General features: G+C 41.1%; 11 protein-coding genes and 1 pseudogene. 9 read left to right on the forward strand and 3 right to left on the reverse strand.

All coding sequences use genetic code 11. The annotated features are described in order from the left end of the window. Positions 1 to 366: 366 nt before the first annotated feature. Positions 367 to 1,020 carry a GTP cyclohydrolase I FolE gene (gene folE / locus F0226_RS19740; RefSeq protein WP_137375367.1) on the reverse strand — a complete coding sequence of 218 codons (654 nt, stop codon included), beginning with the start codon at positions 1,018 to 1,020 and terminating at the stop codon, positions 367 to 369. 184 nt (positions 1,021 to 1,204) lie between these two features. Here folE and moeA point away from each other — a divergent pair, with 184 nt between their 5' ends. The 7 genes from moeA (at position 1,205) to F0226_RS19775 (ending at position 9,861) form a co-directional block, all read left to right on the forward strand. Further along, the gene (moeA, locus tag F0226_RS19745; RefSeq protein ID WP_171737254.1) at positions 1,205 to 2,440 is read left to right on the forward strand and encodes a molybdopterin molybdotransferase MoeA; all 1,236 of its coding nucleotides are present in this window, start codon (positions 1,205 to 1,207) and stop codon (positions 2,438 to 2,440) included. Positions 2,441 to 2,452: 12 nt separating this feature from the next. Then, on the forward strand, positions 2,453 to 3,202 hold the full coding sequence (moeB, locus tag F0226_RS19750; RefSeq protein WP_171737255.1) for a molybdopterin-synthase adenylyltransferase MoeB: 750 nt from the start codon (positions 2,453 to 2,455) through the stop codon (positions 3,200 to 3,202). A 205-nt stretch (positions 3,203 to 3,407) separates the two neighbouring features. Further along, positions 3,408 to 5,558 carry an LruC domain-containing protein gene (locus tag F0226_RS19755; RefSeq protein WP_171737256.1) on the forward strand — a complete coding sequence of 717 codons (2,151 nt, stop codon included), beginning with the start codon at positions 3,408 to 3,410 and terminating at the stop codon, positions 5,556 to 5,558. Between the two features lie 14 nt (positions 5,559 to 5,572). Further along, the gene (locus F0226_RS19760) at positions 5,573 to 6,034 is read left to right on the forward strand and encodes a hypothetical protein (protein WP_253820875.1); all 462 of its coding nucleotides are present in this window, start codon (positions 5,573 to 5,575) and stop codon (positions 6,032 to 6,034) included. Positions 6,035 to 6,207: 173 nt separating this feature from the next. Then, entirely contained in the window at positions 6,208 to 6,537 is a 330-nt protein-coding gene (locus F0226_RS19765; protein WP_171737258.1) for a hypothetical protein, read from the forward strand. After that, on the forward strand, positions 6,537 to 7,382 hold the full coding sequence (locus F0226_RS19770; RefSeq protein ID WP_171737259.1) for a sulfurtransferase: 846 nt from the start codon (positions 6,537 to 6,539) through the stop codon (positions 7,380 to 7,382). Before F0226_RS19765 ends, F0226_RS19770 begins: the two co-directional genes overlap by 1 nt. Before the next feature lie 184 nt (positions 7,383 to 7,566). After that, on the forward strand, positions 7,567 to 9,861 hold the full coding sequence (locus tag F0226_RS19775) for an EAL domain-containing protein (RefSeq protein ID WP_171737260.1): 2,295 nt from the start codon (positions 7,567 to 7,569) through the stop codon (positions 9,859 to 9,861). A 101-nt stretch (positions 9,862 to 9,962) separates the two neighbouring features. Here F0226_RS19775 and F0226_RS19780 read toward each other — a convergent pair whose 3' ends face one another. Then, entirely contained in the window at positions 9,963 to 11,330 is a 1,368-nt protein-coding gene (locus F0226_RS19780) for a glycoside hydrolase family 18 protein (RefSeq protein ID WP_171737261.1), read from the reverse strand. A 254-nt stretch (positions 11,331 to 11,584) separates the two neighbouring features. Continuing rightward, positions 11,585 to 12,589 carry a sugar-binding transcriptional regulator gene (locus F0226_RS19785; RefSeq protein WP_171737262.1) on the reverse strand — a complete coding sequence of 335 codons (1,005 nt, stop codon included), beginning with the start codon at positions 12,587 to 12,589 and terminating at the stop codon, positions 11,585 to 11,587. 452 nt (positions 12,590 to 13,041) lie between these two features. Between F0226_RS19785 and tal the strand changes: the two genes are divergently transcribed. Both tal and F0226_RS19795 read left to right on the forward strand, forming a co-directional pair. Continuing rightward, positions 13,042 to 13,992, forward strand: a complete 951-nt coding sequence (gene tal, locus F0226_RS19790; RefSeq protein WP_171737263.1) for a transaldolase — start codon at positions 13,042 to 13,044, stop codon at positions 13,990 to 13,992. A gap of 89 nt (positions 13,993 to 14,081) precedes the next feature. Then, positions 14,082 to 14,411 (forward strand): annotated as a pseudogene (locus F0226_RS19795) (transketolase); the annotation flags it as partial.

Here is a 14,411-nt window from a genome sequence, read left to right on the forward strand (position 1 = left end):
AAGAACTTGAAACTGATGATTTCCTGAGTCACTAAACCCTCTAATAACTCATAGGGACATGGCTTGATTTTAGTAAGGTTAATGATGGAGTTAACAACAATAAACATTGGTTTTGTTGAAAAACCTCTACTAATAGTCTGGAAATTGCTCGTTTCAGATCTTTTTCATTCGGAAAAAAGTGACCGAAAGATAGCATTTATAAACCTAAGTAACTATTTATATTTAATCGATGAATGAATTTCACTTCTATAATTTGACAACGGCAGCAGTTGAATAAAGCATCGACTTCGGCATTATTCCTCTAAAATGAAAAAGCCCCAGTATCGAAATACTAGGGCTTAGAACTTTAAAATATCGAGTTAACTCTTATCGCAAACCATGCAGAAATTCATGTCGAGTCGCAGGATTTGACTTAAATAAACCACCGAGAGCCGTCGTCGTCGTTTCGCTGGTTGCATCCATCACACCACGTGATTTTACGCAATAATGCACGGCATCCATAGTAACAGCGACATCGTCCGTTTCTAATAACGTCTGAAGTGCAATTAAAATTTGCTGAGTCATGCGCTCTTGAACTTGCGGGCGCTGAGCAAAGAAACGAACAATACGGTTTATTTTTGATAAGCCGATGATTTTCCCTCTAGGGATATAAGCAACCGCCGTTTTACCATCAATAGTGACAAGATGATGCTCACACGTGCTAGTCACAGTAATATTTTTTACGCAAACCATCTCACTCACTTTCATCTTATTTTCGATAACAGTGATTTTAGGAAAGTTAGCGTAATCCAGACCAGAGAACACTTCATCAACGTACATTTTTGCAATGCGTTGTGGCGTTTCTTCTAAACTATCGTCTGAAAGATCGAGTTCAAGAAGAGTTAAGATCTCACGCATATGATGCTCGATACGCTCTTTCTTTTCTTCTCGGCTGACATCATTCGGGCTCATTGGTGTTTCTAACCCGCGGCTTGCTAGCGCATCTTTAACCAACTTCGCTGATTCGCTAAGACCTGACATTGAACTTCCCTTCTTTTATTACCCCTTTTGGATGGCTGAAAGGATACTCGGAATTTTGATTAATTACACCCATATTTTAAGGGAGGTCATTATTTACAAGCCCCAAATATGCTAGAGTGCCCGCAGTTATGTCAGCCCTGCTGACCTATAAATCAATATAATAAAAGTTAAAGGAAATTCAATTATGGGCTGTTGCGACGCTCCGGGCTTAATGCCAATTGAAGAAGCATTAGACAAAATGCTGTCACCAATTAAACCAATCCAAACGACCTTATCTTTACCTCTTGCCGAAGCGCTTGGGTATGTTCTTGCTGAAGATGTACTGTCTCCCATTTTTGTGCCTCCTTTTGACAATTCAGCAATGGACGGGTATGCCCTTAGATTAGCCGACCTTGAAAAGTCACGAGTACTCCCATTAGCAGGTAAATCTTTCGCTGGGCAACCTTTCTCAGGCGAATGGCCAGCTCAAACCACTATTCGAATCATGACAGGGGCAAAAATTCCCGAAGGTTGTGATGCCGTTGTCATGCAAGAAAACACAAACGTGACTGACGCGGGTATCCAGATCACGCAGGAACATATCCAGCTGAATAATAATATTCGCCCGACAGGTGATGATATTAAGCAAGGTGATATTGTGTTGAGTCAGGGCGCTCGGTTAACGCCTCGTGACATTCCAATGATTGCCTCTTTGGGTATTAGCCATATCACTGTGGTTCGTAAGCCTAAAGTCGCGTTCTTCTCAACAGGTGATGAACTCAAAACCTTAGGTGAACCATTAGCGGAAGGGCAAATCTACGACAGTAACCGTTATGGTATTAAACCTCTTATCGAAGCATTTGGTTGTGAAGCCATTGATCTCGGCATTATTCCTGATTGCCCTGACACGTTAAAAGAAACCTTCGATAAAGCTCAATCTTTTGCTGATGTTGTTGTTACTTCTGGTGGTGTGAGTGTTGGCGAAGCTGACTACACGAAAGACATTTTAGAAGAACTGGGACAAATCGGCTTTTGGAAACTGGCAATTAAACCAGGCAAGCCCTTTGCTTTTGGTGAACTGGATAATGCTTGGTTCTGCGGGCTTCCGGGTAACCCAGTATCAGCAATACTGACGATGTACGTTTTAGTTCAGCCAATGCTTGCAAAACTTGCAGGGCATTCAGCTTGGACGGCTCCGGAATCGATCCCAGCGGTGACCAAATCTGCCTTCAAGAAAGGACCTGGTCGTACTGACTACCAACGCGGAATTTACACAATTGAAGATGGCAAGTTTGTTGTGGAAACCACCGGAAACCAAAGCTCTGGTGCATTCCGTTCAATGAGCTTAGCAAATTGCTTTGTTGTAATAGAGAAAGATCGTGGTAGCGTTGAAGTTGGTGAAATCGTACAAATTCAACTGTTTAACTCGACTCTTTACTAACGAGGCATGTGCATGGAAATCCTGTCTGATGCAGAAATGCTTCGCTATAACCGACAAATCATCCTTAAGCAGTTTGATTTCGAAGGGCAAGAGGCTCTTAAACAGAGCTCGGTACTTGTACTTGGAGCTGGCGGATTAGGCTGCGCTTCGGCTCAATACCTTGCCACCGCAGGTGTCGGTCATATCACATTAATTGATGATGACCATGTTGAGCTGTCTAATTTACAGCGTCAAGTTCTTCATAATGATGGTGATATTGGGAAGAAGAAAGTGGATTCCGCCGCTCAATCTCTTAAACAGTTAAATCCGCATTTATCGCTAGATTCGCGAGACAATAGATTAAATGATGATGAGTTAAAGCAATTAGTTGAATCTCATACTCTTGTTTTGGATGCCAGTGATAACGTTGAAACTCGTAACCAGCTTAACCGTTTATGCTTTTTATCAAAAACACCTTTAGTATCTGGTGCGGCTATTCGCATGGAAGGACAAATTAGTGTATTCACTTACCAAGATCACAATGAGCCATGCTATCAATGTTTAAGTTCTTTATTTGGTAACGCGGCTTTAAGCTGTGTCGAAGCTGGGGTTATGGCTCCTGTGGTAGGAATTATTGGAGCGACTCAAGCACTTGAAGCAATCAAGGTTATAGCAAACTTTGGTACTCCAAAGGCAGGAAAACTACTGATTCTCGACGCTATGTCTTTGAGTTGGCGTGAAATGAAACTTATGAAAATGCCAACATGCCCAGTTTGTTCGTAAGTCACGGTTAATACCTTCTATACCTAGCCTCAGACTTTATCTGAGGCTTTTTATTATCAGCTTCCAATATTCCGATTCTCTTCTCATTATGACAATCATTTTACTACGCCTAATCAGATAAACAATTTAACCAACCAAATCAAACAGTTAAAATTGGCACGTGATTTGATTACATATCTACATCACCTAAAATAAGGATGTAGATATGAGAATCACAACACTCAGTTTATTGCTAGGCGCTCCTTTTTTCGCTCAGGCAAACCCTTTTGATACTTGCCCAAGCCAAGCATACCTTTTCCAGTCCACACCCGTTCAAGTGTATGGAGTGAACCTAGTAACAGGCTCCACATCACTGCTACAAGCAGATACGGGCATGAACGCCAATATCAACGGCGTGGGATTTGATTTTGATGACCGCTATATTTATGGGTACGACACAACAAACAAACGTATTGTACGCCTTGGTAAAGACTTCCAAGCAGAAGTTGTCAACACCAGCGGACTGCCAACCAATCATACTTTCTACGTAGGTGATGTTTTTGGGCATAAATACTACCTTTATCGCAAAGGTGAAGGGCTATTTTCCATTGATCTAACCCCTCTTGATTCTGATAAAAATGCCGTATTACCTGTTACTCAAATTTCTTCGACGGCTACCATCACCTTAACGGATTTTGCTTTCCATCCCGGTAATGGTTTTCTGTATGGCATAGACAATAACTCTGGCTATTTGTATAGATTCGACCGTACTGATGGTTCAAGTGAAATGATTGGAGATACGGGTGAAAAAGGGACTTTCGGTGCAGGTTACTTCGATGTTAACGGATACTACTACGTGTCTCGTAACCAAGATGGCAAGATTTACCGAATCAACCTTTCTTCTGCTAACCAATCCAATATCAATAATGGCATCGTCCCTGCTGTTGAATTCGTCTCTAATGGTCCAGCTTCAGGTCAAAATGATGGTGCTCGATGTGCCAATGCTCCTGTAGTCGATGAAGACTCGAATATCGACTTTGGTGATGCACCAGACAGTTATTTAACTTTGCTGTCGAGTAACGGTCCACGACACGAGCTTGACGGAATAACATGGCTTGGTAATGCTCAACCCGACGGTGAGCAAGACGGTTTTACTTCACCTCAATCCGATGAATCATCTGGCATTGATGACGAGTGGGCTAATGGTGGTATTGGGTTTGTTACAGGTCTTGAGTCAGGTTTAGATTCTAAAGTATTAATCGACGCTTCAACGTCTGGTTATTTATCCGCTTGGATTGATTGGAACCAAGATGGCAGCTTTGATGGCGAAAACGAGCAAGTCTTCACCGATCAAGCTTTATCTGCTGGGGAGAATACTTTGTTCTTAACAGCTGATATTAATGCACTAACAGGCACAACATGGGCTAGGTTCAGATTCAGCCAACAAACGGGGTTAAATTACTTTGGTGGATCAACATCGGGTGAAGTGGTTGATATCCAAGTTGACGTTCTAAATGATGGAGCTTCTGCCCGTTACTTCCCGAGTGCATCTGGCTACGCAACTCTAGCTTATGAAGACAACTGGCCATACAAAGCCGATTACGACATGAATGATGCAGTTATTTTCTATCGCATTACCGAAATACTGAAAGATGGAAAAGTCATCAAATCAACCATCGACGGCAGGCTAGCAGCCGTTGGCGCAGATTACCTGAATGGGTTTGGTATTCGAATGGAAGGTTTATCCCCATCTGAAGTGAATAGCTCAAGCTCTTACATGAAACATAATGGCAGCTATATTGGTTCAGGAGTCAACGACGTATTAGGTTTAGAAGATAACCGCTCAGAAGCTATCTTTATTGTTACAGAGAACTTAACGGCTCATACATCATCTGGGTGTAGTTTTTATAGAACCAAATCTAACTGCAAACAAGACGAAGAATTTATTTTCCAAATTGGTGTGACATTGAACGGAGATGGTGTGGATACAGGATCTTGGACTGACATGCCTTACGACCCCTTTATTTTCGCAACGCCAGGTCATTACCATGGACCAAATTTACCACTGCACCCGGGTAGAAGTTGGGAAGTACACCTATCAGATCAAGCACCAACAGAAGCATTCGATAGTAATAACCTTTTCAATACTGGTTTAGGCGTAGATGACAGCCAACCAGGACTAGGGAAATACTTTAAAACAGTAGAAAATCACCCATGGGCATTACTGATCACCTCAGCTGAAGAATGGGAATGGCCACTTGAGCGCGTCGATATTGTCACAGCTTACCCAGAGTTTGCGACCTACGCTGAATCAGAAGGTCAAGATGCTAAAAAATGGTACAAAGCACCCGCAGCAAACCAATGTTATATCCCATAGTTAAGGAGCTCAACATGACTTTATTATCGAATTCAATATTAAAAACTGGCTACCTTGTGGCGTGTGTTATCTCTGTTACTTTAGTTAATGGTTGTGGAGGTGGCGGTGGTGGTGGCTCAACGGCGGCACCTGCACCTGCCGCGGTTGCAGCAGTCAAGATGGAAGATCTAGTAGTGCCAGACGGCTTTAATTACGACCCAATGGGTAACTACACAATGGATATAGACATTAGCAATATTAGTACCGAACGAGCTTTCGTATCCGTCTACAGTAGATTCTCAGCTAGAGATGATTCAAGCTATAAACCCGATTACTCAAGTAAGGTGATTGCAGGCTCGATGAATGGAGGGGAATTTAATAGCAACTTTTCAGCACCATCTGTCAATGAAGAGTTTCTAGTTGAAGTTTGGTTCTTCGACAATCAACCACCTTTACAAAAAGTATTTTCAACCGCCAACGCTCAAATACTCTGGTAGGTAGCGACTCTTCACTTTAGTAATCTGTAAAACCATCTGTAACTTAATTACCCGCAAGCTTGTTAAAGAGCTTGCGGTTTCATTTGTCAAAGCACAAATTTCAACGAACAAGATTCCATTTGTTCTTTATGTACCGTATCTTATATGCATTATCTATTCAGTATTTCAATGGAATGAAACCACTCAAAGCCGGGCTCTTAATTCTTTCATTCGGGTGTATTGCGCTTGTGTTACTTTCTCGCTACCCGCTGACTACGACAACTGAAAACAAAATAACCGCTATCATAATAGCGAACACTTTGACTCAATCGCTGGATGGACACAGGCGATACTTAACTCTTGAACACTCAGAACTCGGCACATTTCGACTTGGCATACCAGCCACTACAGATTGCCAAGTTGATGATTATGCCCTACTTCGAGAACTTTCGAACCAGCTAACGCAAGCGCGCAGTTACCAATTTATAAGCTGTTCTGCGTCTTTAGAAAATGGAAAACTGTAATGGATCCAATACTCATATCAGCTAAACAGTTAAAGACTATTTGTGACGATGAAAACACAATTATCCTTGATGCCAGTATCGAATTTCAAATCCCAGGTGAGTCACCAAAGATTACGGGAAAAATGATCCCTAATGCGATTCAATTCGACTATGACAAAGACTTTTGCAACCGTCATACCCTACTCCCTCATATGTTTCCTTCTGAAAAGTTATTCAATGAACGAGCACAAGCACTGGGTATCAACAATTCAAGTACCATCGTGATATATGACAATGCGGGAACTTATGCTTCTCCAAGAGCTTGGTGGATGTTTCAAGCAATGGGGCACATGAATGTGTTGATTTTAGACGGAGGTTTACCTGCATGGATTTCGAGCGGAGGAGAAACAACTTCAGCGTATAGAAAAGTCACACGAGATGGTGATTTCAGTGGAACACTCGTCAACCAAAACTTTATTGACGCTCAGCAAGTGTTAGCACATTCCAATGCTCAAAGCGCAAATATCATTGATGCTCGTTCACAGGCTAGATTTGATTCAAAAGTGCCAGAACCAAGAAAAGGTCTACGAAGTGGGCATATTCCTCATTCCGTTTGCCTTCCTTTTGCATCAGTTCTGAACAATGGTCGCTTAAAAGACACTGAAGACTTGAAGAACATCTTCAATCAACTACCATTAGATGAACTTAACCCTATGATTTTTAGTTGCGGTTCTGGTGTAACAGCTTGTATTTTACTTGTTGCGGCATATATTGCTGGTTATGAAAATAGCATGAGTGTCTACGATGGTTCATGGACTGAATGGGGAGCCAATTCAGATCTTCCTATCGCTGTGAGCCAAATATAATCATCTGGTTTAATCTCAATAGCGACCAATTTAACACCCGATATTCAAAGTAAAACCGCTTCGCTAGAATGAGAAAAATCTCAGATTGTTCAAGTTTTAGCTAAGTCCGTAGTAAGCGAGTGCTCTAAGAATAAGTGCTTTAGAACTAAACGAGTTAAGCGTTTCATCACAAAAGAAGACTTCTATGGCTGTATTCAAGAAAAATATCTGGATGTTGTATTTTCTGATTGTCTCAATCACCCTGATACTTTTCACATTTCTGGGTTACAACAAGTGGGATGCAAATAGAGAAGACTTTGTAGACAAACAGCACCTACAAGTCGAACTCTTTTCAACATCAGTGAACTCTCTACTGACCAGCCAAGAAGCTCTATTGGAGGTCGTAGGTCATCAACTTGTTCAGCAATCTGACTTCACCCGAACAGCTGCGCTGCAAATTCGACCAATACTCGATCAATTACTCAACACTCACCCTGCCATTGCCGCTTTCGCTTTAGCGAATAAAGAAGGTAACTTCATTGCCGTAAGTTCCAACCTCAGTTTATCGACTTTACCCGGTTTAATGGAAAGACCGCACACTAGAGATTCATTCATAGAAACGCTTAATAGTGACAAGATGATTTTAGGGAGAACTTATTTTCACGAGTCACTGAATAGCTTGATCATTCCAATTAGAAAAGCCATTTCTTTACCCGGAAAAGGCGTGCAAGCCGTTATGACTGCAGGTTTGCAATTGAACAGCACCATAGTTTTTAACGATAATACTCACTACGGTGACTATAATGAATTATTACTCATTCGCTCTGACCACTTTCGTCAATTTGAATCCTCATCTGTTCAATCTGTAGCTCGATATAATGAAACGGTTAATGCGAGTATGTATAAAGTCATTACCGCTAAAGTGGCCGAGTACTACGACATTAGCGTTGAAGAAATAAAACTAAGTAATCAAAGCTATTCCATCGCTATTGCTGATCCTCAGATCAATGCCATTGTTACCGCAAAATATCTTCGAGACTATAAAATGTGGGTGGTCAGTCAAACAGACCTTACTTACATAGATGAGCTCTTCGCTAAGGAGTTCCTTGTTTATTTCTTAGTCTTTATACTTTTGCATATTGGTTTTTATTCACTCGTCAGTTCAATTGCAAGAAGTGAAAAAAAAGCAAAAGAACAACTTGTTTATCAGGCAAGCCACGATCCTCTAACTCTATTGCCAAACAGGCAATTTATGCGAAATGACATCCACCATTGGCTAAGCAACAAAACCAAGCCGTTTTCATTATTGTTTATTGATATCGATAATTTTAAGAGTGTGAACGATACGCATGGTCATGATTTTGGTGACAAGGTACTTAAACAGATCTCAAAACGTCTTATCAAAATTCATACCAGTGAATGCTTAATTGTAAGAGAGTCCAGTGATGAATTTATCTTACTGACTCCTCGAAGTAATGAACAAGATATTAAAGCTCTAGCCCAACAGATCATTGATGATTTGGCAGTGCCTTATGAAGTCAACGACTCTCAGTTTTTGCTCGGTTGCAGTATTGGAATTTCAATGTTTCCGGAACATGGAAATGACTTAGATAGCTTACTTCGTGCTGCAGATATCTCTATGTATAAGGCAAAGAAACAACAAAATTCTTTCAGTATTTTTACATCGGAAATGCAGGAAACTCATCTCTATAAAATGAAGGTTGAGCAAAGGCTAAGGCTTGCTGTAGAGAATAAAAACTTGTTCATGGTATTCCAGCCTCAAGTCAATACTGATGGCAGTACTTATGGTGTGGAAGCTCTAGTCAGGTGGGTAGATGAAGAACTTGGCTTTATACCGCCAGATGTGTTTATCCCAATTGCTGAAAATACTGGATTAATGAATAAATTGGGTACTTTCATTATTGAATCCAGCGTACAACAAATTGCAAGACTGCATCAGTCCGAGCAAATAAAATTTGGTCTTTCGATTAATATCTCAGTTCGTCAGTTCATGAATAAACGCTTTTCTGAGCATTTAATGTCAACACTTGAAAAGTATCAATTTAGTCCAGATTTACTCACTTTAGAAATTACTGAAAATCTGTTTATTGAAGATTTAAGCCACGTAAAACCAATCTGTGAAGCCTTACATAAAAAAGGTATCAGAATTTCACTCGATGACTTTGGAACGGGTTACTCCTCATTGAGTATGCTAAAAGCACTCCCAATTAATGAACTAAAAATTGATAAGAGCTTCATTGAAAATATCCACTGCGACCAACAATCTCTGACGATGGTTCAGAATATTATCGCAATCGGCAAAAACTTTGGAATGATTGTACTTGCTGAAGGGGTTGAATCGAATCAACACTTTGATGTACTTAAAGAATGTAAATGTGATTTGATGCAGGGCTACTACTTTTCTCGCCCTATATCTTCAGAAGAATTAGCGATTCATTTAAATCAGCAGACAATTGAAAATGCCGAATTTTCTATTTAACGGTATGACTAATTAGTGATATGGCTAGCGAGCAGATAAACAGATAAAAAAACACCTAGTCTCAACTAGGTGTTTTTTATTAATAGCTTGTACTAAATGGGTTATTTATTCATTTCATCATGCATCACATCTACCAGTTCCCCTGTAGGGTCTCCTGATAATTCCCAAGTAAAAATACCGCCTAGGTTAGACTTCTTCGCCCATTCAGCTTTAGCTTTAATTGAGCGTTGATCTTCAAAAGATATAAATACCTTTTTCTCTGGGTTCCATAAATACGGTGCTTGTGACTGCTCATCATATTTGTATTGGTAGCCTTGTTTCAAACTGTAGTTTTTCATCAAGTCCCAAAACATAAAGTAACCGTTTTCACCGGTACCAAACTGCGCGCCTTGCTCAGAAACCAGATCGCCTTTAGGTAACTCTCCATTAAAGTCTTTTGTCCCTTGCCAGCCACGCCCATAAAAGGCTGCACCTATCACAAGTTTTTCACTAGGAATGCCTTGCTCAATCATTTGGTTAATGAACACATCCGATCCCATTCCCCACCAACTACGCTCTGTAGCATGTAAGTTTGTCGTGTGACCAGTCTGTGTTCCCCATCCGCCGAGGAAATCATACGTCATCGCAAACATATTCGTTAAATACGGGCTAGCTGCATTCCAATCTATCTGAGCGGCTTTAGCACCAACACCGACAGCTGTTGAAAGCTCGTAGTCTCTTTGAGTCTTCTTGGATAGAGCGTCCAAATCACTTCTAATTGTTTTCACTAAAAGTGTGAACGCTTCACGTTCTAACGCTTTCTGCTCATCAGTGAGCTTAGTCTCTGGGTTCCAAGGTGAAGTGGTTAAACCGCCGCCTCCAGGATATTCCCAGTCGAGATCAATACCATCAAAGAAGTCATATTGGTGGATCAATTCAACGGCAGTTTTTGAAAAGTGTGCGATAGCTTTGGGATCTTTAGCCATAGCATGGAAAGGTTCTGACATTGTCCATCCACCAAATGATGGCAATATTATAATGTCTTTATTGTCAGCTTTAAGTTGAGCTAGCTGTGCAAAGTGACCTTTATAGCCCACATCTACGTTCACATCACCGAAATCAACTTCTAACGCTGCCTTCTTATCGACAATAATGGCTGTGTAAGGTTCTTTACCTACACATTGCTGCTTAACTTGCTTTTGAACTGGCTCACCAGCACCGCTATGCGGTCCACACATGCTTAAGAAGGCATAAATGATGTGGGATAGTTTATCTGCAGGTATATCGTCAACAGTATATGGGTTGTCTTGATTGAGGTATTGCCAATCAGCAAAATACCCAGCGACGACTTTATCGTCTGCATGTGCAGCTGGTGAGAGTATGCAGGTTGCTGCTATTAAGCTAAGTGTTTTGATAGGATTAGATTTAAAGATAGAACTTGATTGATCACTGTTGCTAGAAATGGCTCGTGTAATAAATGACAGTTTCATAATTATCTCCTTTAATGTGGCTTAACATTAAAGAGTGATAATTCTTTCAACCGCTGAACAAATTCACTATTCGAGTCATATCTAATACTTAACCCTATTTTTACACTGGTTTCATTTAGAGGGTTCTTTCCTATGACATGATCAAATAGTGAATTTAGCAATGATGCGAGCCGCTCAGTTTTTCACTGTTGTTTGAGTTATTCACTGCAATTTCAGTTATTCACTGTAACTTCGGTTATTCATTGCCGCTTGGATTACTCACTGCTGTTTGGATTATTCACACTAAGTTGCTCATCTAAATTTAAAACCGTTAAAGCATTACTTACCGTCGTTGCAATCACATCGACAACACCTGAACGCAACGCACCTAATAAAGCGAGTGGCTTACTGTTTTCCGCCGCAATAGCAATAACATCAGAGATGGCGCGGTATTCTTCTAAGCCTAAACCAATTACTCGATCACTCATCACAGTGTTCGCCGCTTTGCCGTGAACATCGAAGAAATCGTAACCAGCAAAATCCCCCACTACACCTTGCAGTAATCGTGACTGAACCACTTCATCAGCGGTAAACCAGCCTAAGTCGACCATGTAGCTGTTCTCGCTCATGTCACCAATACCAACTAAGGCCACGTCTGCTTTACGTGCCAAGTCGAGTGTTTGCTTAACAGTCGCATTTTGCATAAATGCTAGTTTTTGATCTCTGTTCTCCGCATAAGCTGGAGCGTATAAGGTTTCAGAACTGCCTCCATATTTCTTAGCTAATTGGCGACAGATATGATCCGCGTTAAACATGCCGCCTCTTGGGTGAATACCACCAATGCCGCAAACGAACTTACAATCTCGAGGGGTAATTACGCCAACATGGTGCGCAACAGACGATACATTTCGCCCCTGCCCAACTGTTACTACCATTCCATTTTTAAGTGAGCTAGTTAAGTACTTTGAAACTAACCCTGCTACCTGTAATCGTTGCTGCTCTTCTACTGGCTGATCAAGCGCCACTAAAGCACGTTTAACGCCAAAGCGTTCAATTAATCGCTGTTCAATTTTGGCACTAAACACCGGGTGGTACTTCACCGTAATATCAACGATCCCTTCATCCCTCGCTTGTTTGAGCATTCGCCCTACCTTTGCACGTGAGATTGAGAACTTTTTTGATATTTCTTCTTGCGTCGCTCCATCTTGATAATAAGCAACGGCAATTTCTGTTAGTACATCGGTATTTTCTTCCGAAACATCTTGAATATTATTAGACATATTCTATTTAACCCACCATTAACAATTATTTCACCTAAGATAGACTTCGCAATATTCTTATCTTTACGCCTAAATTCATTATACACACTGAGCATTTGCTCATTCAAGTTACATATTCTCACTCATATTTAGATGAATCTAGGATGGGGATAAAAGAGATTGAAATATTGCTAAACGTTTGCCTGAAAGCCTTATGGTGACTGATGATAAATATATTTGATTAAAGTCACTATTAACGGTCATTCGTAATTGACTTTACCGCTAGATCAGATAAATATGGCTACATCATTTACTCATTGAGCGATCATATGTTCGAGACAAATGTTCGCTCAATTGAAAATTTAAACTCATACACTTTCTATTAACCAATTTTAAGAATATGGATGAGTTAGCTTGCAAATGCCCACGCTTCATTTTGATGAAGTGTTGCCCAAGACATAGGATGATCAACAATGAGCAATAAATTAGAGCAACTACGTAAACTTACAACTGTTGTAGCGGACACTGGTGATATCGAAGCTATCAGCAAGTACACACCTGAAGATGCAACTACTAACCCTTCTCTAATTCTTAAGGCTGCTCAAATTGCTGAGTACGCACCTTTAATTGATGCTTCTATCGAATACGCTAAAGCACAAAGCGGCGACAAAGCACAGCAAGTTCAAGATACTTGCGACATGCTAAATGTAAACATCGGTAAAGAAATCCTTAAAGTTGTTCCTGGTCGTATCTCAACTGAAGTTGACGCGCGTCTTTCTTACGACTTAGAAGGCAGTGTGACTAAAGCTCGTCAGCTAATCAAAATGTACAACGACGCTGGCATCACTAACGACCGCATCCTTATCAAACTGGCTTCTACTTGGGAAGGCATCCGTGCTGCTGAAATCCTAGAGAAAGAAGGCATCAACTGTAACCTAACGCTTCTATTCTCTTTCGCTCAAGCTCGTGCTTGTGCTGAAGCTGGCGTATTCCTTATCTCTCCTTTCGTTGGTCGCATCATGGACTGGTATAAAGCGAAAGAAGGTCGTGACTTTGAAGCTTCTGAAGATCCAGGCGTAATCTCTGTTTCAGAAATCTACAACTACTACAAAGAGCACGGCTACAAAACTGTTGTTATGGGCGCAAGCTTCCGTAACATCGGCGAGATCCTTGAACTTGCTGGTTGTGACCGTCTAACTATCGCTCCTCAACTTCTAGCTGACCTAGAAGCGGCTGAAGGCGAAGTTGTTGAGAAGCTAATTGACTCTAACGGTACTAAAGAACGCCCTGCAGCAATGACTCACGCTGAATTCCTGTGGGATCACAACCAAGACGCAATGGCTGTTGAGAAACTGGCTGAAGGTATCCGTAACTTCGCAGTTGACCAAGGTAAACTAGAAGACATGATCGCAGCTAAGCTGTAGTCACTACCAGATAAAAAAGAGGAACGAATTTCGTTCCTCTCTTATTTCAAAACTATAAATTTCTAATTTAGACTCTATTGGAAGCAATTATGAATCGCAAACATCTAGCTAACGCTATTCGTGCTCTAAGCATGGACGGCGTACAACAAGCAAACTCTGGTCACCCTGGCGCGCCTATGGGTATGGCTGACATCGCTGAAGTACTTTGGCGTTCTCACCTAAACCACAACCCATCAAACCCAGAGTGGGCTGACCGCGACCGTTTTATCCTATCTAACGGTCACGGCTCAATGCTGATTTACTCTCTGCTTCATCTAGCAGGTTACGAGCTTTCAATTGAAGATCTTAAGAACTTCCGTCAGCTTCATTCTAAGACTCCAGGTCACCCAGAGTACGGCTACGCACCAGGTATCGAAACA

Origin of the sequence: Vibrio sp. 99-70-13A1 (genome assembly GCF_013114625.1) — a bacterium.
GTDB lineage: Bacteria > Pseudomonadota > Gammaproteobacteria > Enterobacterales > Vibrionaceae > Vibrio.